The organism is Pseudomonas crudilactis (assembly GCF_013433315.1).
GTDB classification, from domain to species: Bacteria; Pseudomonadota; Gammaproteobacteria; order Pseudomonadales; family Pseudomonadaceae; genus Aquipseudomonas; species Aquipseudomonas crudilactis.
Map to the genome: position 1 here is coordinate 216,975 of NZ_WXVV01000003.1, position 17,049 is coordinate 234,023.

General features: G+C 60.7%; 16 protein-coding genes. 12 read left to right on the plus strand and 4 right to left on the minus strand.

All coding sequences use genetic code 11. The annotated features are described in order from the left end of the window. Nucleotides 1–113 precede the first annotated feature (113 nt). From GTU76_RS05390 to GTU76_RS05410, 5 genes are all read left to right on the plus strand, one after another. Nucleotides 114–485, plus strand: coding sequence for a translation initiation factor Sui1 (locus tag GTU76_RS05390; RefSeq protein WP_016984929.1), 372 nt, complete (start codon nucleotides 114–116; stop codon nucleotides 483–485). Nucleotides 486–704: 219 nt separating this feature from the next. After that, on the plus strand, nucleotides 705–2,618 hold the full coding sequence (gene speA / locus GTU76_RS05395; protein WP_007914615.1) for an arginine decarboxylase: 1,914 nt from the start codon (nucleotides 705–707) through the stop codon (nucleotides 2,616–2,618). A 234-nt stretch (nucleotides 2,619–2,852) separates the two neighbouring features. Then, complete coding sequence (locus GTU76_RS05400) at nucleotides 2,853–4,202, plus strand: type VI secretion system Vgr family protein (RefSeq protein ID WP_016984930.1); 1,350 nt, start codon at nucleotides 2,853–2,855, stop codon at nucleotides 4,200–4,202. Continuing rightward, nucleotides 4,199–4,993, plus strand: a complete 795-nt coding sequence (locus GTU76_RS05405; RefSeq protein ID WP_016984931.1) for a DUF4123 domain-containing protein — start codon at nucleotides 4,199–4,201, stop codon at nucleotides 4,991–4,993. Before GTU76_RS05400 ends, GTU76_RS05405 begins: the two co-directional genes overlap by 4 nt. A gap of 17 nt (nucleotides 4,994–5,010) precedes the next feature. Then, entirely contained in the window at nucleotides 5,011–5,886 is an 876-nt protein-coding gene (locus GTU76_RS05410) for an alpha/beta hydrolase (RefSeq protein ID WP_180698202.1), read from the plus strand. Here GTU76_RS05410 and GTU76_RS05415 read toward each other — a convergent pair. Together GTU76_RS05415 and GTU76_RS05420 are read right to left on the minus strand one after the other, a co-directional pair. Next, nucleotides 5,880–7,229, minus strand: a complete 1,350-nt coding sequence (locus GTU76_RS05415; protein ID WP_180698203.1) for an MATE family efflux transporter — start codon at nucleotides 7,227–7,229, stop codon at nucleotides 5,880–5,882. The two genes, GTU76_RS05410 and GTU76_RS05415, sit on opposite strands and share 7 nt — an antisense overlap. Nucleotides 7,230–7,430: 201 nt before the next feature. Further along, entirely contained in the window at nucleotides 7,431–7,724 is a 294-nt protein-coding gene (locus GTU76_RS05420) for a hypothetical protein (RefSeq protein WP_007914623.1), read from the minus strand. A gap of 244 nt (nucleotides 7,725–7,968) precedes the next feature. Here GTU76_RS05420 and GTU76_RS05425 point away from each other — a divergent pair, with 244 nt between their 5' ends. The 5 genes from GTU76_RS05425 (at nucleotide 7,969) to GTU76_RS05445 (ending at nucleotide 12,410) form a co-directional block, all read left to right on the plus strand. Further along, nucleotides 7,969–8,271: a MazG-like family protein gene (locus GTU76_RS05425; protein ID WP_016987403.1), complete on the plus strand. Its 303-nt coding sequence runs from the start codon at nucleotides 7,969–7,971 to the stop codon at nucleotides 8,269–8,271. Beyond that, complete coding sequence (locus GTU76_RS05430) at nucleotides 8,271–9,020, plus strand: methyltransferase (protein ID WP_016987402.1); 750 nt, start codon at nucleotides 8,271–8,273, stop codon at nucleotides 9,018–9,020. Before GTU76_RS05425 ends, GTU76_RS05430 begins: the two co-directional genes overlap by 1 nt. Nucleotides 9,021–9,032: 12 nt before the next feature. Continuing rightward, nucleotides 9,033–9,647 carry a DUF4136 domain-containing protein gene (locus GTU76_RS05435; RefSeq protein WP_180698204.1) on the plus strand — a complete coding sequence of 205 codons (615 nt, stop codon included), beginning with the start codon at nucleotides 9,033–9,035 and terminating at the stop codon, nucleotides 9,645–9,647. A 54-nt stretch (nucleotides 9,648–9,701) separates the two neighbouring features. Further along, nucleotides 9,702–10,259 (plus strand): DUF4136 domain-containing protein, encoded by a 558-nt coding sequence (locus GTU76_RS05440; RefSeq protein WP_016987400.1) that lies wholly within the window; start codon nucleotides 9,702–9,704, stop codon nucleotides 10,257–10,259. Between the two features lie 156 nt (nucleotides 10,260–10,415). Next, nucleotides 10,416–12,410 (plus strand): TadG family pilus assembly protein, encoded by a 1,995-nt coding sequence (locus GTU76_RS05445; protein ID WP_016987399.1) that lies wholly within the window; start codon nucleotides 10,416–10,418, stop codon nucleotides 12,408–12,410. Here GTU76_RS05445 and GTU76_RS05450 read toward each other — a convergent pair. Together GTU76_RS05450 and GTU76_RS05455 are read right to left on the minus strand one after the other, a co-directional pair. Further along, nucleotides 12,407–15,145 carry a PAS domain-containing sensor histidine kinase gene (locus GTU76_RS05450; RefSeq protein WP_180698205.1) on the minus strand — a complete coding sequence of 913 codons (2,739 nt, stop codon included), beginning with the start codon at nucleotides 15,143–15,145 and terminating at the stop codon, nucleotides 12,407–12,409. The two genes, GTU76_RS05445 and GTU76_RS05450, sit on opposite strands and share 4 nt — an antisense overlap. Continuing rightward, the gene (locus GTU76_RS05455) at nucleotides 15,142–15,582 is read right to left on the minus strand and encodes a TadE/TadG family type IV pilus assembly protein (RefSeq protein ID WP_016987397.1); all 441 of its coding nucleotides are present in this window, start codon (nucleotides 15,580–15,582) and stop codon (nucleotides 15,142–15,144) included. The genes GTU76_RS05450 and GTU76_RS05455 overlap by 4 nt, the downstream gene beginning before the upstream one ends. Nucleotides 15,583–15,657: 75 nt before the next feature. Here GTU76_RS05455 and GTU76_RS05460 point away from each other — a divergent pair, with 75 nt between their 5' ends. Together GTU76_RS05460 and GTU76_RS05465 are read left to right on the plus strand one after the other, a co-directional pair. Next, nucleotides 15,658–16,128: a prepilin peptidase gene (locus GTU76_RS05460; protein ID WP_180698206.1), complete on the plus strand. Its 471-nt coding sequence runs from the start codon at nucleotides 15,658–15,660 to the stop codon at nucleotides 16,126–16,128. 124 nt (nucleotides 16,129–16,252) lie between these two features. Continuing rightward, complete coding sequence (locus GTU76_RS05465) at nucleotides 16,253–17,026, plus strand: response regulator (RefSeq protein WP_180698207.1); 774 nt, start codon at nucleotides 16,253–16,255, stop codon at nucleotides 17,024–17,026. The last annotated feature ends 23 nt before the right edge of the window (nucleotides 17,027–17,049 follow it).

A 17,049-nucleotide genomic window follows, 5' to 3' on the forward strand; every position in this document is an offset into this window, starting at 1 on the left:
CTGCTTTATTGAAGCTTCGGTGCAGTAGCGCTGCCCCTGCCTGAGTGGGGCTTCGCGGTCGATGACCTTGCCCAAGGTCGCGATCAGTCTTTGTCCTCCCAAGAGGATTGCCGGTGGCCAAAAAAGCCGCATCCTTCGCCGCCTTAGGTGGCCTGGTATTTTCCACCGACGCAGGTCGTCATTGCCCGGAATGCAGTCAGCCGGTGGACGCCTGTATCTGCAAACAAACCGTGATCCCGGCCGGCGACGGCATTGCCCGCGTGCGTCGCGAGAGCAAGGGCCGTGGCGGCAAGACGGTGACCACCATCACCGGCGTGCCGCTGGCCGAAGACGCGCTCAAAGAGTTGGCGACAACGTTGAAGAAACGTTGCGGCACTGGCGGGGCGTTGAAAGACGGCATCATCGAAATCCAGGGCGATCATGTCGAGCTACTCTTGGCTGAGCTGATCAAGCACGGTTTCAAAGCGAAGAAGTCCGGCGGCTAGCAGCCTCTGTGAAATCCATCTGCGGCTTGATCCGGCGCTGAAACACTTCAGAACCGGCGTCGTCTCCATGGTTTTCACAGAGCCTGTTCATGACCGGTTTCTAAACTCCACGCAGTCAGTGCGGTCTACCGCCGCACTGACGAACCGTCATTTTCATACTTTAGACTGCGCCGGCCTGCGATCAGGCGACGCACTATGACTTCTTTATAGGGGACTTCGATGTCCGTACGACGCACACGCAAAGACGATGGCAGCCAATGGACAGTTGCGGACAGCCGCAGTGTTTACGGGATTCGCCATTGGGGGGCCGGGTATTTCGCGATCAATGACGCCGGTCGCGTCGAAGTTCGTCCGAACGGTCCGAGCAGCTCGCCTATCGACCTGTTCGAGCAAGTCGACCAACTGCGCAAAAGCGGTTTGTCCTTGCCGTTGCTGGTTCGTTTCCCCGACATTCTGCAAGACCGTGTTCGCCAGTTGACCGGTGCCTTCGATGCGAACATCGAGCGCCTGGAATACCAGAGCAAATACACCGCGCTGTATCCGATCAAGGTCAACCAGCAAGAAGCGGTGATCGAGAACATCATCGCCACCCAGGATGTTTCCATCGGTCTGGAAGCCGGTTCCAAGCCTGAGCTGCTGGCCGTGCTGGCGCTGGCGCCGAAGGGTGGGACCATCGTCTGCAACGGTTACAAGGACCGCGAGTTCATCCGTCTGGCGCTGATGGGTCAGAAGCTCGGTCACAACGTCTTCATCGTGATCGAGAAAGAATCCGAAGTCGGCCTGGTGATCGAAGAAGCCGCTTCGCTCAAGGTCAAGCCACAGGTCGGTCTGCGCGTACGTCTGTCGTCGCTGGCCTCGTCGAAGTGGGCCGACACTGGCGGTGAGAAATCCAAATTTGGTCTGTCGGCAGCGCAACTGCTGTCGGTGGTCGAGCGCTTCCGCGCCGCCGGTCTCGATCAGGGTATCCGCCTGCTGCACTTCCACATGGGCTCGCAGATTGCCAACCTGGCTGACTATCAGCACGGCTTCAAGGAAGCGATCCGTTACTACGGCGAACTGCGTAACCTCGGTCTGCCGGTCGATCACATCGACGTTGGTGGCGGTCTGGGTGTCGACTACGACGGTACGCACTCGCGCAACGCCAGCTCGATCAACTACGACATGGACGATTACGCCGGTGTCGTGGTCGGTATGCTCAAGGAGTTCTGCGACGCGCAGGCCCTGCCGCATCCGCACATCTTCTCCGAAAGCGGCCGTTCGCTGACTGCGCACCACGCGATGCTGGTGGTGCAGGTGACCGACGTCGAGAAGCACAACGACGAAATCCCGCAGATCGAAAACAAGGAAGCGCTGCCGGAGACCGTGCAGTGGCTGGTTGACCTGCTCGGCCCGACCGACATCGAAATGGTCACCGAGACCTACTGGCGCGCGACTCACTACATGAGCGACGTGGCTGCGCAGTACGCCGACGGCAAACTGACCCTCGCCGAAAAAGCCTTGGCCGAGCAATGCTACTTCGCCGTGTGCCGTCGCCTGCACAACTCGCTGAAAGCGCGCCAGCGTTCGCACCGTCAGGTGCTCGACGAACTCAACGACAAGCTGGCCGACAAGTACATCTGTAACTTCTCGGTGTTCCAGAGCCTGCCGGACACCTGGGCGATCGATCAGGTGCTGCCGATCATCCCGCTGCACCGTCTCGACGAAGAGCCGCTGCGCCGCGCGGTGCTGCAGGATCTGACCTGCGACTCCGACGGCAAGATCAACCAGTACGTCGACGAGCAGAGCATCGAAACCAGCCTGCCGGTCCACGGTTTGAATGAAGGTGAAGACTACCTGCTGGGCGTGTTCCTGGTCGGCGCCTATCAGGAGATCCTCGGCGACATGCACAACCTGTTCGGTGACACCGACTCGGTGAACATCTACCAGAACGCCGATGGCAGCGTGTACCACGCCGGCATCGAGACCCACGACACCATTGAAGACATGCTGCGTTACGTGCACTTGTCGCCGGAAGAACTGATGACTCACTACCGCGACAAGTGCGCCAGTGCCCGCATCAGTGCCAGCGAGCGCACACAATTTCTCGATGCCTTGCGTCTGGGCCTGACCCGCTCCTCCTACCTGTCTTCCTGACGTCAGGTGGCGATCTTCACCGAGTTGTCTGAAATGTTCCCACCAGTTGTGGAAAATTCAGATGACTCGGTGGGATACATCCCAAAATCTTCGCGAAATGCTTGCCGATCCCGGCCAGCAAAGTCATCCGGTCTGCTTTTCGCGTAGGTCATTTCCTAAGTTGTACTTCGGCACTCTACTCGGCCATGGCTCTCGGCGAGAATCCCCGACCGCCCCTCCTGTAGAGATCCGCTTATGTTCGATCAAGCCAACGAGCCCTCGTTTCGTCTCGATGTAGCGGGCCTGTCCGACCCTTTTGAAGTTCTGGCCTTTACCGGTAGCGAAGCCCTGAGCGAGCCCTTTGCATTCGAGATCGATGTGTTGATCGACGATCCGCAACTGGACCTTGCCGACCTGCTTTACCGTTCGGCGTTCCTGTGTTTCGGGGCGTCGGGGGAGGGCGTACACGGGCAATTGCAGAGCCTCGTCCAGCACGAACACGGGCACGGTTCAAGGTTGTGCCGGATCCGTCTGGGGCCGAAACTTGGCTGTCTCGAATTGCGTATCAGCCAACGCATCTTCAGTGGCTGTTCGGTGCCACAGATCATCGAACAGGTGCTCAGGGAACACGGAATTATCGGCGCTCAGCGCCGCTTCGAATTGCACGGCGATTACCCCGTCCGCACGTTCTGTACGCAATACCGCGAATCCGATCTGCAACTGCTCCAGCGCTTGTGTGCACAGGCGCGAATTCACTACTTTTTCGAACACGGGCCCGACCGGCATTGCCTGGTATTCGGTGATGATCCGACACAGTTGCCCTTGGCTGGCACCGTGCTGTATCGGGACGAGCCCGATAGTCACAACGTGTCCCCCGGCGTGCGCCATTGGCAATTTCAGGAAACCTTGCAGTCCGCACCGTCAGACGCAAGGCCGGCACACAGTGCCGAAGGCTGCAGTCATCTCGCGGCGTTACGCAGCGGTTATTGGCTGCGATTGGCCGGGCACCCTTTTGCCGAGTGCAATCGCCATTGGTTGCTGACCCGTATCGAGCACAGCGCTGATCCATCGCTCGACCGTCCTTATGCCAACCGTCTGTTTGCAACACTGCAATTGCCGTCGTGCCTGCCGGCCACTTTGCCGACACGACTGCGCATGCACAGCCTGCAACGGGCCTGGGTTGTGACGGTGGATGAGCCGCAGCCCGACTGCTTCAGGCCCGTGGCGGTGCAGTTCGACTGGCTTTATCAGGGCGAAGGGGCGGCGCCGAGTCATTGTTGGCTGCCACTTGCACCAGCCCTGGTCGACGCGCCGTTGGTGGCACTGAGCGAGGGTGTCGAAGTGGTGGTGAGTTTCTTTGAAGGCGATCCGGATCAGCCGATGATCAGCGGCGTGCTACAGCCGTCGGTCGCTGGGGCGGACATCCGCGATGAGCCACCGTTACCGGACAGGCTGGTGAGTCAAGGCTTGCAGCAACTGCTGACCTCTGGCGAACCGTTATTGCTGTTGTGCCTGATTCCCGGCGGCGGCAGTTTCAGCCACTGCGCGCAAGCCGTGTGCAGTTGTCGGCTAGTGACCAAGCTTGAACAGAGCGGCGCAACATGAGTGGCGCGGCGCGCGAGCCGATAGCGCAGTGGTTGCTGCTCGATGGCCCGGATGCGACGCGGGCATTGACGATTTTGCGCCAGGGATTCGCCGAGGCGCAGCGGTTCTGGTTGTTCGACGGCACTGAGTTTGAACCGGTTTGTGAATACGGCCCGGTGCTGGTCGACTTGCGCGGTTGTCCGGCACTGGCGTCGTTGTGTTACAGCGATCCGGACACCTGGCGGGGTTTGTTGCTCGCGAGCGAGGCGTCGACGCAGGATCTGCTGAGTCATTTGCAGTGCATGCTCACGGTTTCTTTCGGGCTGAGTCATCGGGCTTTGCTCAGTTATTACAACCGTCAGACCGCGAGCTATTTTTTCGATGCCTGTGATGCCGCGGACCTGAGTCGCTGGCTCGGGCCGATCCGCCAGTTGCGCTGGTTCGGCGGGACGTGGGCCGACCGTGCGATCGGCAGTCAGGGCTGGCAGCAGTTGCGCAATCCGGGGCTGGCTGTCGAGCCCCTGAGCGTCGAGGAAAGCCTCACTCGCCGTCAGCGCGAACGCCTGCAAACCTGTCTGTTGGAGCAGCATATCTGGCGCTGGTGTCAATCGCTGGGAACCGACTACACGGCGATGGCCTCCCATGTTCAACAAGGTCTGGCGTTGGGATTCAGTGATCGCACGGTGCTCGACGCCTGGTTATGGCTACGCTTGCTGCATCCGCGAGCCGTGCTGGTGCCGCCACCGGAGGGCTTGACTCAGCAGGAGCGGCTTGAGCATGTGCGACGTCAGTGGCGCGGTGATCAAACTTGAAGTGAGGTTCGGCGCCTATGGCAGGTTTTTTTCGCAAGGGGCTCTGCTTGATGCCCGGCGCTCTTCTACTGTTGGCGCTGAGCGCCTGTTCGCCAGTGAAAGTGCTCAATGCGCTGACCCCCAGTCAAACGTACGACAAGACCACGGGTATCGCTTATGGCGACGATCCCCGGCAGAAGCTTGATGTCTATGTACCGCGTCACGCATTGGCCGATGCGCCGGTGGTGGTGTTTTTCTACGGCGGCAGTTGGAACAGTGGGTCGCGCGACGACTACACCTTTGTCGGCGAGGCGCTGGCGTCTCGTGGGATTGTCGTGGTGGTGGCGGACTACCGGTTATATCCGCAGGTGCGTTATCCGCTGTTTCTTGAGGACAGCGCGCGAGCGGTGGCCTGGACCCGAGCGCACATTCGCGAGTTTTCCGGCAATGCACAACGGATGTATCTGATGGGGCACAGCTCTGGTGGATACAACGCGGCAATGCTGGCCCTGGACGCCAATCTGCTTGGCGCGGTCGGAATGTCTCCCAAGGATCTGCGCGGCTGGATCGGTCTGGCCGGGCCGTACGATTTTCTGCCGATCGAGAATCCTGACGTGCGTCCAGTGTTCTTCTGGCCCCTTTCACCGCCGCAATCACAGCCGATCAACCACGTCAGTCGCGGTGCGCCCCCCGCGCTGCTCATCGCCGCGAGCACGGATGATCTGGTCGACCCGGCGCGCAACACCGCTGGCCTGGCGCGAAAAATGCGCGAGGTCGGGGTGTCGGTGCAGGATCTTTACTACTCGCGGCCCAGTCACATTACGTTGGTGGCGACGCTGTCGAGGCCACTGCGGGGACTGGCGCCAGTGCTCGATCAAGTGGTCGGTTTCATCAAGCACACGCCGACTCAGTGAGCGGCGCCGCTGAACCAGCCGTCATTGCGTTTGAGCCACCAGGCTTGCGCTCCGAGGGTCAGGCTACGCAGCACCATGAATAAAAGAAAGGTTATCCACAGACCGTGATTGCCCAGACCTTGCAGTGCCCAGGCAAAAGGCATGAGCAATACCACCGACATGAGCATGCCGTTGCGCATTTCCCGCGCGCGGGTGGCGCCGATGAACAGGCCGTCGAGCAGGTAGCTCCAGACCGCAATCAATGGCAAAACGGCAAGGTAGGGCAGGTAAGTGAACGCGGTATCGCGCACGCTCTGGATGTTGGTCTGCATCTCGATGAACAAATGCCCGGACAGTACAAACAACAGGGCAAAGCCGAGGCTCGCGATCAGTGACCAGCCACCGGCGACTACCAGTGATCGGCGCAAGCCCAGGCGATCACGGGCACCGATGGCGTGCCCGCACAAGGCCTCGACGGCGTGGGCCAGACCGTCCAGGGCATGGGCCGTCAGCAGCAAACCATTGAGCAATAGCGCATTGGCGGCAACCGTGGCGTCACCCAGTCGCGCGCCTTGCACGGTGATCAGAAAAAATACCGATTGCAGCGCCAGACTGCGGATGAATATGTCGCGGTTGACCGCCAGCAGTGGGCGCCAGCTCTGCCAAACCCTCAATGTCACCCAGACAATGTGCCCCGGATAGGCCCGCAGCGCCTTGCGGGTCAGCCACAGGCCGAGGAGGGCACCGCTCCATTCGGCAATCACCGAGGCCCGCGCCGATCCGACCACACCCCAGTCCAGGCCGATGACGAACCACAGGTTGAGGGCGATATTGATCAGGTTGGTGGTCAGCAGAATCGCCAGTGGCGCCCGGGCGTTTTGCGTGCCGAGGAACCAGCCGACCAGCGCATAGCTGGCCAGCGCGGCCGGCAGGCCGAACAGCCGGGTGTGGAAAAAATCACGAGTGAGTTGATCCAGCTCCGCCGACGGTTGCATGAAGTGCAGGGCAATTGCGCTCAGCGGCACACCCAGCGTGCCAAGCAGCAGTGCCAGCCCCATCGCCAGCAGCAAGCCTTGCAACAGAATCTGCCGCAACGCCGCGCCGTCGCTGCGCCCGGCGGCCTGCGCGGCAAATCCGGTGGTGCCCATGCGCAGAAAGCCCATGGCCCAGGCGAGAAAGGTATAGAGGCTGGCGCCGACCGCCACCGCGCCCAATTGATGGGCGTGGGGCAAATGGCCGATGACGGTGCTGTCGACCAGCGCCACCAGCGGTACGGAAATATTGGAAAGAATCATCGGCGCGGCAAGCGCCCAGACCTTGCGGTGAGTCGGGCGGTCGCGCCAGTCGGCGATCAGAGTGGACATGCGGGCTCCTTGGGGGAGCGGCATTGTAACGGTAGAAGCTGCCCTCACCCCAGCCCTCTCCCGGAGGGAGAGGGAGCCGATCTCGGTTTAATTCCTATCCCGAGTTCGACTCGGTATCTCAGGTCGGCGTACTTCTCGAAAACACCCCGGTCAGTCCCCTCTCCCTCCGGGAGAGGGCTAGGGTGAGGGGCTCTTGAAGGGTTAGTGAATAATCCAGCTAAGCAACCACAACCCCAGCAACAACCAGATGATCCCGGCAATGATCGACGCATTCATGAATGCCCGAATCGCTGACCACAACAGCATCAGCCCGACAATCAGCGCGATGATGCTGATGATCGAGGTGTCCATGCCCAGGGTTTTGGCCAGCCCGTCGACGAAGTTGCCGCCAGCATTGCTCAAAATATTGAAAAGCCCACTGAGCCCGTCGACGATAAAACGGATGACTGAACCGAGCGCCTGCCCGAGCCATTCGAAAAAGCTTTCTACCTGCATGTGTGCATCCTGATGAATGAGCTGAGCCTTGGGCCACAACGCGGGTGGCCGAGTTCCCTGCATGATAGTGGGTTTGCACCAATCCTGTGTGGGAGCGAGCCTGCTCGCGAAAGCGTGGTATCAGGCAAATCAACGTTGAATGACACACCGCATTCGCGAGCAGGCTCGCTCCCACAATAGATCATCGGTGCCGCTTGCCTTCAGGGCGCATCCCCCCGAAGCTATACGCCTTCAGGAGAACCCGATGAACCTTGTTGAACTGACCGAACGCCTGCACGCCATCCGCGACCGCAATGACTGGCGGCAATTTCACAGCCCGAAAAACCTCGCCATGGCGGCCAGCGTCGAGATGTCCGAACTGGTGGAGATTTTCCAGTGGCTGACGGAAGACCAGTCGCGCCAGTTGCCGCCGGACAAACTCGCCCACGCCGGGCAGGAAGTCGGCGATATCGTCCTGTACCTGTTGCTGCTGTGCAGCGAGTTGGGGTTGGACATGAATGAAGTGGTGCGCGCCAAGCTCGCCGACAGCGAACGGCGGTTCAGCTGATGAGCGACCGGCATTTCGATCAGTTGGCGACGCGCTTCGCCGAAAAAATCTACGGTGGCGCCAAAGGTGCGATCCGTCTCGCGGTGTTGCAGGCCGACCTCGCAGAAGCGCTGCCGGATCGACCGTTACGCGTCCTCGACATTGGCGGCGGTCTCGGCCATATGTCGCTGTGGCTGGCCGAGCGCGGCCACGAGGTGACCTTCACCGAGCCGGCCGCACCGATGCTCGAAGGCGCGCGCCAGCGTTTCGCCGAAGCCGGGCAGACCGCGACATTCATTCAGGCGCCATGGCAGGAACTGCTCGGGCAACTCACCGAGCCGTACGATCTGGTGATCTGCCACGCCGTGCTGGAATGGCTCGCCGAACCCCACGCGATCCTGCCTGTGTTGCATCAACTGACCAAACCCGGCGGCTGGCTGTCGCTGGCGTTCTATAACCGCGACGCGCTGATTTATCGCAATCTGCTCAAAGGCCATTTCAAGAAAATGCGCAAGAACGACATGGCCGGTGAAAAGCAGAGTCTGACTCCGCAGCAGCCCCTCGATCCGCGCGAATTGGCAACGCAACTCGACGGCCTGTGGCAGGTCGAAAGCCAGAGTGGGATCCGGGTTTTTCACGACTACATGCCGGTGGAATTCCAGGCCCGCGCCGAACTTGTGGATTTGCTCGAGATGGAGCTCGCTCACCGCCGTCACCCAAGCTTCGCCGGGCTTGGGCGCTACTTGCACTGGATCTGCCGGCCGATCTGATCGGAGCGCGACATGAAAGCTCAATCCGGGTTATTGCTGATGTGTCTGGGGTTGGCCGCCTGCCAGGGCAGCAACCCTTATGTGGCGCAGTCGCGGCCATTGCCGCCAGCACCGGCGCAAGCGGCCAACACCTTTGATCGCAGCGCTTACCCGGCGCCGCCGCGTGATTACGGGCGCTACCGCAGTTGGGCCTGGCTCAACGGGCAATTGCCGCCGGGCACCGCGTGGGCGGACTCGGCGCAAGTGGCCGAAGCGGTGAGCAATGCCCTGGATCAGCGCGGCTTGCGCCCGTTGCACGACAATCGCCCAGCCGACCTGTTGGTCAGTGCTCATCTGAGCCTGCAAACCCGCTTGCGTCAGGTGCAGGACGATTACGGCTACTACGGCGGCGGATACAGTGGCTATGATCGTTATGGACGCGGCTACGGCATGTACAACAGCGTGCCGGTCGTGCGCACCTATTCCGAGCAGGTCGTGGTGGTGCAAGTCGATCTGTTTGACGCCGGCACGGGCCAACCGGTGTGGAGTGCCAGCGCGGAAACCGGCGCCAAGGGCAGCCCGATTGACCGCACGGATTCGATTCGGGAGGCTGTGGAAAAAGCCATGTCGGCGTATCCTCCCGGTTAGCTTCCTGCAAATGAGAAGCTCTAGCAGGTTCATGTCTTCAACCGGAGAAAAACCATGTTCCGCCGTCTCGCTTTACTGGCCATGGCCGCGCTGCTCAGCGCCTGCGCCGCCAATCAGGTCAATCATGACTTTGATGCCAGCCGCGATTTTGCCGCCTATCGCAGTTGGAGCTGGAAAGACCCCGCCCTGCAATATCGCCCCGATGATCCGCGGATCAAAAGCGACCTGACCGAGCAACGCATCCGCCAGGCGGTGGCCGATCAGCTCGACCAACGCGGGTTGCGTCCTGCGGCGGCGGGCGCCAAGGGTGATCTGAACGTGCAGACCTACCTGATCGTCGAGGATCGTCAGCAGCAAGTGACGACCAATTACGGCGGCGGTTGGGGTGGCCCGTGGAACGGTTATTGGGGCGCGCCGATGTACAACGAAACGCGCAACATCACCTACAAGGTCGCGACTATCCAGATCGACCTGATCGACGGCAAGGACGGCAAACTGGTGTGGCGCGGCAGCGATGAACAGATGCTCGCCAGCAGGCCCAATCCGGAAGATCGCAGCAACGCCATTCGTGAGACCGTCGCCCGCATCCTTACCAACTATCCACCGCGCTGAATCAAAGTCGACTCACTTTCCAACGATGGGAGCCAGCACGCTGGCTCCCATCGTTGTTTTATGGCTTACCAAATGGCGCGTTGCCACTAGCCGCGTCTACACTCAAAACCACCAATGGAGGTTGCGCTCGGCAGTGCGCCGGCAAAGGAGTGCGCGATGTCGCCTCGTTCGCAATTCAATGGCCGGGTCCGGCAGCGCGGGGCGATCGGCTTGACGGCCGCGCTGACTCTCGGCCTGGCGCTGGTGTGCATGGTACTGGTGGTCGACAGCGGTCGTTTGTACATGGAGCAACGGCGCTTGCAGCGGGTGGTCGATGTCGCCGCGCTGGAGGCCATATCGCGCGGTGGCGATTGCCTGCCCGGCGGCAACGCCACGGCCAACAGTTACGCCACGGCAAGTGCGGCGCGCAACAGTTTTACCGTTGAGCAGGGCACGACTCTGACGGTGACCTGCGGCACCGTACAAACCGGCGGTGACAACCTGCGTGTGTTCAGCGCCCAAGCCAGCAAGAAAGAAGCCATCAGCGTGGTTGCCACCCGGGTGGTGCCGACCAGTGTGGCCGCCGCGCTTTACGCAATGTTTTCGCCGGGCAGCGTGTCACCCACCACGCTTCTGCGCGCTACAGCCGTCGGCGCCTCCACCATACTGCCGCCTCAGGCCCAATTGACCATCGGTACCACTCTGGTCACCATCGATGCGAGTAAGTCCGCGGCCCTTAACGCGATCTGGGGGGGAATGCTCGGCGGCAACCTGAATCTCAGCGTCGCCGGATGGCAGGGGCTGGTGGACTCCAATATCAACCTGCTTGGTTACCTCAATCAACTGGCGCTCGATATCAGCCTGGACGCCGGCAACTACACCCAACTGCTAGGCAAGAACATCAAGATCGGCCAACTGATCGACACCGCTATTACCGTGCTGACCAAGGGCGGCACCACTACCAGTGTGGCGGTCGACGGTTTGCTCGGGTTGAAGGCCGGGGTCGGCAGTACCGAAGTGGCGCTTGGACAATTGCTGCAGTTGCAGACCGGGGCGACGTCCGCAGCGTTGAATGCCAATCTCCAGGTGTTTCAGTTGCTTGAAGCCGTCGTGCAAGTGGCCAACAGTCAGAACGCGTTGGTGGTGTCAGCGCCGCTGAATATTCCGGGGCTGGTCAATGGTTCGGTCAAGACCAGAGTCATCGAGCCGCCGCAACTCTCGGCACTCGGTAACCCTGTGCTGGCCAAGGCCGACCCCATGGGGCCCAACCGCATCTACGTGAAGACCGCGCAGGTGCGCACCTTGATCTCACTGAACCTGCCGGTGCTGTCCAATGTGGCCGGGCTCGCCAGTGCCATTGTCAGTACACCGCTGGTGGGCGGGCTGACCGATACCCTGAACAACCTGCTGCACTTGAACATCGCCGGCACATTGAACTCGTTGTTGTGCACGCTGGGCGGTACCTGTCAGCGCACCCATTTACAGATTCTTCCGACGTCGCGCATCGACATCCTCCTGGAGGCCGCTGCCGCCGATAGTCACGTCACGGATTTCAACTGCCTGAGCGACGCCAGCCGAAGCCTGACTACCCAGACCAACTCCTCGCTGGTCAAGCTCAAGGTCGGCAAAATCGATCCTGCCAATGCTTTTTCATCCGCAACGGATGTCACGGTAGAGCCGTTGGCGCTGATCGATGTCGGGGTCATCACCTGCACTATTCCCTTGTTGGGACTGGGTGCGGCGACCTGCGATCTCAACTCGCGCAAACCGTTCTACGGCGGTGGCCTTGGCGTGAAGGTCGACACCTCGGTGGCCAGTACCCAGAACATCCACACCTACAACCAGCCTCCGGAAATAAAGCAAACGCCGCTGACCTACAGCTTCGGTACACAAGGCGTGGTCAACAGCCTCAAAGGCACATTGAGTGGCGTTCAGGTCCAGGCATACAAACCCACCGGTTCGAGCCTGTTGGGTGGCCTGCTGACTACGACCGCCGACGTGCTGGCCAGCGTCAACAACACGCTGGGCGTGGTCATCGATAACCTGCTCAGTCCGGTGCTTGACCCGATTCTCGACAGCTTGCTCAACCTCCTCGGCATCACGCTGAACAAAGTCGATGTCGGTGCCAATCTCAGTTGCCGGCCAGCCGGCCAACCGACACTGGTGATCTAGGGGGCGTTCAGCGCAATCGGCAGTTCGATGCAGAACCGCGCACCCTCCTCGCCGTTGCGCACGCTCAGGCGCCCGCCCATGTTGTCGATGATGCCGTAGCTCACCGACAAGCCCAGACCGGTGCCGACACCGACCGGTTTGGTGGTGAAGAATGGCTCGAAAATACGCTCCAGCAGGCGAGGGTCAATGCCGCCCCCGTTGTCCTCGACCCACAGCCGCACCACGTGCTCATCGCACTCGGCATGCACGGCGATCCACGGCTGAAAGTCGCGATCGGCCTCGCGCCTGGCGAGCAAGGCATCGCGGGCATTGACCATCAGGTTGATCAGCACTTGCTCGAGCTGATCGACGTAACCGCGCACCTGCACCTGGAAACAGGCTTCCTTGATTCGCAGCTCGACGCCTTTGCCGCGCAGGCCTTCCGACAACAGCGACAGGGTGCCTTCGATCGCATCCAGAGGATTGAATGGATGCTGTTCGACTTCCGAGCGGCGGCCGAACACGCGCATGTGATCCACTACCCGAGCGGCCCGTTGTACCTGGGCGTCAATGCGTTTGAGTTTGTCGGTCAGATAGTCGATCTGCACATCGCCATTGCCCAAGCGTTTGAGCACATTGACGATGGCCATGCGCATCACGTTCAGCGGTTGATTGATCTCATGGGCAAGACCTGTAGCCATCTCGCCGAGGGTGGCCATTTTCGCGCTTTGTGTCAGTTGTTGTTGGGAGCGCCGCACCTGCGTGTTATCTCGGCCCACCGCCTGCACCTCAAGCAGGCACCCGTGTTCATCGAACACCCCTCGATCCGACCAGACCCACCACGCATGTTCGCGACCGGGCAGGCGCAGATTGATTTCAGCAGTGCTCACCGGCTGTTCCGGGGTCAGTTGCGCCAAGCGCTCAACGAATGCCTGGCGCTGTTCGTCGGACATCCAGCTGCCCAGATTCACTCCGGGCAATTGCGCGGCCGTACACTCCAGATAATCCGCCAGTGGCCGGTTGCCGAAGGTCAGGGTCAGGTCGGGACGATAGCGACAAATCATCGCCGGCGAATCTTCCACCAGCATCCGGTAACGTTCCTCGCTGGCCTTGACCTGCTCGGCGGCGAGGGTCGCTTCGGTGACGTCCAGCCACAACCCCACCACTTCCACGGGCAGACCGAGATCGTTGCGCAGCAACTTGGCCTCGTCGAGCAGCCAGTGCGCATGGCCTTGGCGATCGAGTACCCGATAGCGTGCGCTCACCGAGCCTTCGCGCAGTAACTGGCGGGTGCGTTCGAAATAGCCTGGGCGGTCATCCGGGTGTATGTGTTCCACCAGTCGGCCATCGGCGCAGTCGGCGAGACTCCAGCCCAGCAGGGGTTGCAGGCTGGCGCTGAAAAACGTCGGTTGCAAAGCCCCTTCAACGTAGCGCTGCACGTAGATCACCGCCGGGGAACTGGCAATCAGATTATCCAGCCGTGCATGGGCGGTGGCGGCCTGTTGCTGCTGGTGCTTGATGTCGCTGATGTCGAGCATGAACCCGACCAGGCGTCGTTCGGCGCCGATGCCCAGCGACTGGCCTTGCAGGCGATACCACTGCGGCAACGGTTGCTCATCGAGTTGCCAGCGCACACACAATTGCAGTGGCGTGCCGTCGTCTTGCAGGGCTTGCAGACGACTGCGCAGTTCATCTCGATCGGCGGGATGCACGCGGCCGAACCATTCCTGAATCGGTACCCGCGCGGCGTGCAAACCGAGGTTGTCGGCCAGCGTCGGAGCCAACTGCACGTCGGCGCTCGCGCTGCTGACTTCCCACCACCCGCTGCCGAGCAACGCTTGCAGACTCTGCAAACGTTCCAGTTGCTGATGATGGCGATGCTCGCGCAAGCGTTCCAGCAAGGGCGCGGCCACGGCAGCGGCCATCAACAGCCAATCGTGATCGCTCAGATCCGGTGCCTGCTGCTGTGCGTCACAGCCGGCGCACAGCAGCCACGCCGCCACGCCCTGGGCATCGCGGTAGGGCACGGCGAAGCCTTCGTTCGGGCCAAACAGCGTACTCAGGCGTGGCTGCTCTGCGGCTCGCAAACGTTGCGGTAATGCACCGTTCAGGCTGTCGAGGCCCGTGCCCAATGGCTGTTGATCACGCCATACCTGCGGCGCATTGAGCGTCGCGTAATGCTGATGAATCTGCCAACCCTGACCTTGCTCGTCGAGCAGCGCCACGGCCACACACGGAATGTGCAAATGCTGGCTCAAGCGTTGCAACTGTTCGCCCAGCACCTGGGGCAGGCGCGCAAGGCTGCCCAGGCGCAACTGGTCGCGGATCTGCGTGGCCAGCCACTGGCATTGTTCGCGGCTGCGTGCCTGACGACGATCGCTGAGCAAGTCACCGATGTCCAGCAACTGTAAAAGCCAGCCGTCACCCTGCGGCTGTACCCAGCCACGCAGGTGCAACGGTGGGCCAGTGAGGCTGAAAAAATCGAGGTCGAGCAACTGACTTTGCCAGTCGACGGGATTGCCCTCCAGGGCGAGGCTGTTATGGGGCAACACATATTCCAGCAAATGCGCGGGATGGCTGCCGGATATCCGCGGCGCCAGCACATGGCGCAACGGCCCGCTCAGGTGATTGACGTGACCGTCGCCATCCAGATACAGCTGCAAACCGACGCTCGACACCACAGGGCTGTCCGTCGGCCGGACCGTGTCGGCGTGTCGATTGAGCAGGCGACCGAACAACTTGTCACCGGAACTCAAAATTGCAGGCTCGACGAGGCGCGCAGTGTCGCAGGCAGGCGCGGTACCGAGCCGATTCCCGGCAACACCAGAAACGGCAGCGCCTGATTCAATTTGCTGGTGGGATAGTTGATGGTCACGGTCAACACGCCACCGACATAGGTAATGCTGCTATCGGTGGTGGCGTTGAAGTTCAAGGCACCGGGCAGCCAGGCCAGTTGCCGGCTCAGTTCGGCTCGGGCAGCGGCCGTGACCGCGCTGGAGTAATTGGCGCTGGCCGGATCCAGCGCGACGCTGCGGCGCACTGCCACGGCGGTGGACTCATTGAATGACTGCATTAACAGCAGCGGCAGGCTGTAGCTGACCAGGCCATAAAACACGGCGAAGAAGACGATGAACACCAACGCGAATTCGATAGCGACGGCGCCTTTTTGCTTGCGGGGGAGGCCGGATTTCATGAGTGCGTCTACCCTGACATTCACTACGTAATATCAGCATAGAATCATTCGGCCAAAACGGACGTTTTTTACCGCATGCACAGCTTTGTCCTACTGATCTGGCTGACGCTATGCGCGGCACAGGATGCCCGGCAGCGGCATATCAGCAACAGCCTTACTTTGGGAGCAGGCGCATTGGCAGCGCTGTATTTACTGCTCAATGGTCACAGCTGGCTTGGCGCCGATGTCATTCATAGTGGATGGGCCGTACTGCTGGCTCTGACGTTGTCCCTTCCTGGTTATATCCTGAAACGATTCGGCGCGGGCGATGTGAAATTAATGACAGCCTTGGCGCTGGCGACAGACGGCACAATCCTGCTCGGCGCGTTTGCCGGCGCCGCGCTGTCCAGCGCGCTCTGGCTCCTGCTCGTGCCAAAACTCTGGCTGCATATGAGTCAACGGCTTAGAGAATATCTTCGATATTTCGGGCCAGATGCGTCAAAAAAGCTGCCATTTGCACCGTTCGTGCTGATTGGAACCTGTGTGACGTTGTATTGGATCCATTAGTCGTCTCGTGCCACTACTGCTATGTACATAGTCGGAAAGTAGGTCTACTTTCAAATCAACGTTGTACAGCCTCGTGCTGTCAGTACAGGAACGGTCAGCCTTTGGCTTGGTCAGGGAGTGGCAAGTGAACAACCTAGCGTCTGCAATGAAGGTTCTGGTGGTCGACGATCAGCCGCTGATTGTCGAGGAGCTCTGCGAATTCCTCGAAAGCAGCGGCTACCGTTGCGTGCCTTGCGAATCGAGCAGGCAGGCAATCGAGCAATTCATTGAAGACCCTGCCATCGGTCTGGTGCTTTGTGATTTGCACATGCCGGACATGGATGGCATAGAGCTGGTGCAGGAACTGCAGCGGCTGTCTGGCAAACATCGAGCGTTCGAGGCCATCATGCTCACCGGTCGCGCCGACAAGCAGGACGTGATCAAGGCGTTGCGCGCCGGGATTGCCGATTACTACCAGAAGCCGATTGATCTGGACGAGTTGCTTGAAGGTTTGCAGCGCCAGGAAGCGGCCTTGCAGGAGCGGCAGAAAACCCTGCATCTGGGGCACCTGAATCAAAAGCTGCAATACCTGTCGGAGTCCATCGACGACCTCTATCAGGATCTCGACAAAGTCCGTCGCGGGCCTTCGCCGGTGATACACGAGGTACCGGGTGATGGGGAGGTTGTGGAGATCCCGGCGATCTTCAACCAGTTGTCGCCACGTCAGCTTGATGTCGCGCGGTTGGTAGGCAAAGGACAGACCAACTATCAGATCGCCTGCGAATTGGGGATTACTGAGAACACGGTAAAACTTTATGTTTCCCAGGTCCTGCGCCTGACGCACATGCATAACCGCACCCAATTGGCACTGGCGTTGTCACCGGGCAATCCTGGCCGTCAGCGCGTGACTGCACACTGACCTCCGGTGCTCCCGGTGTTCTG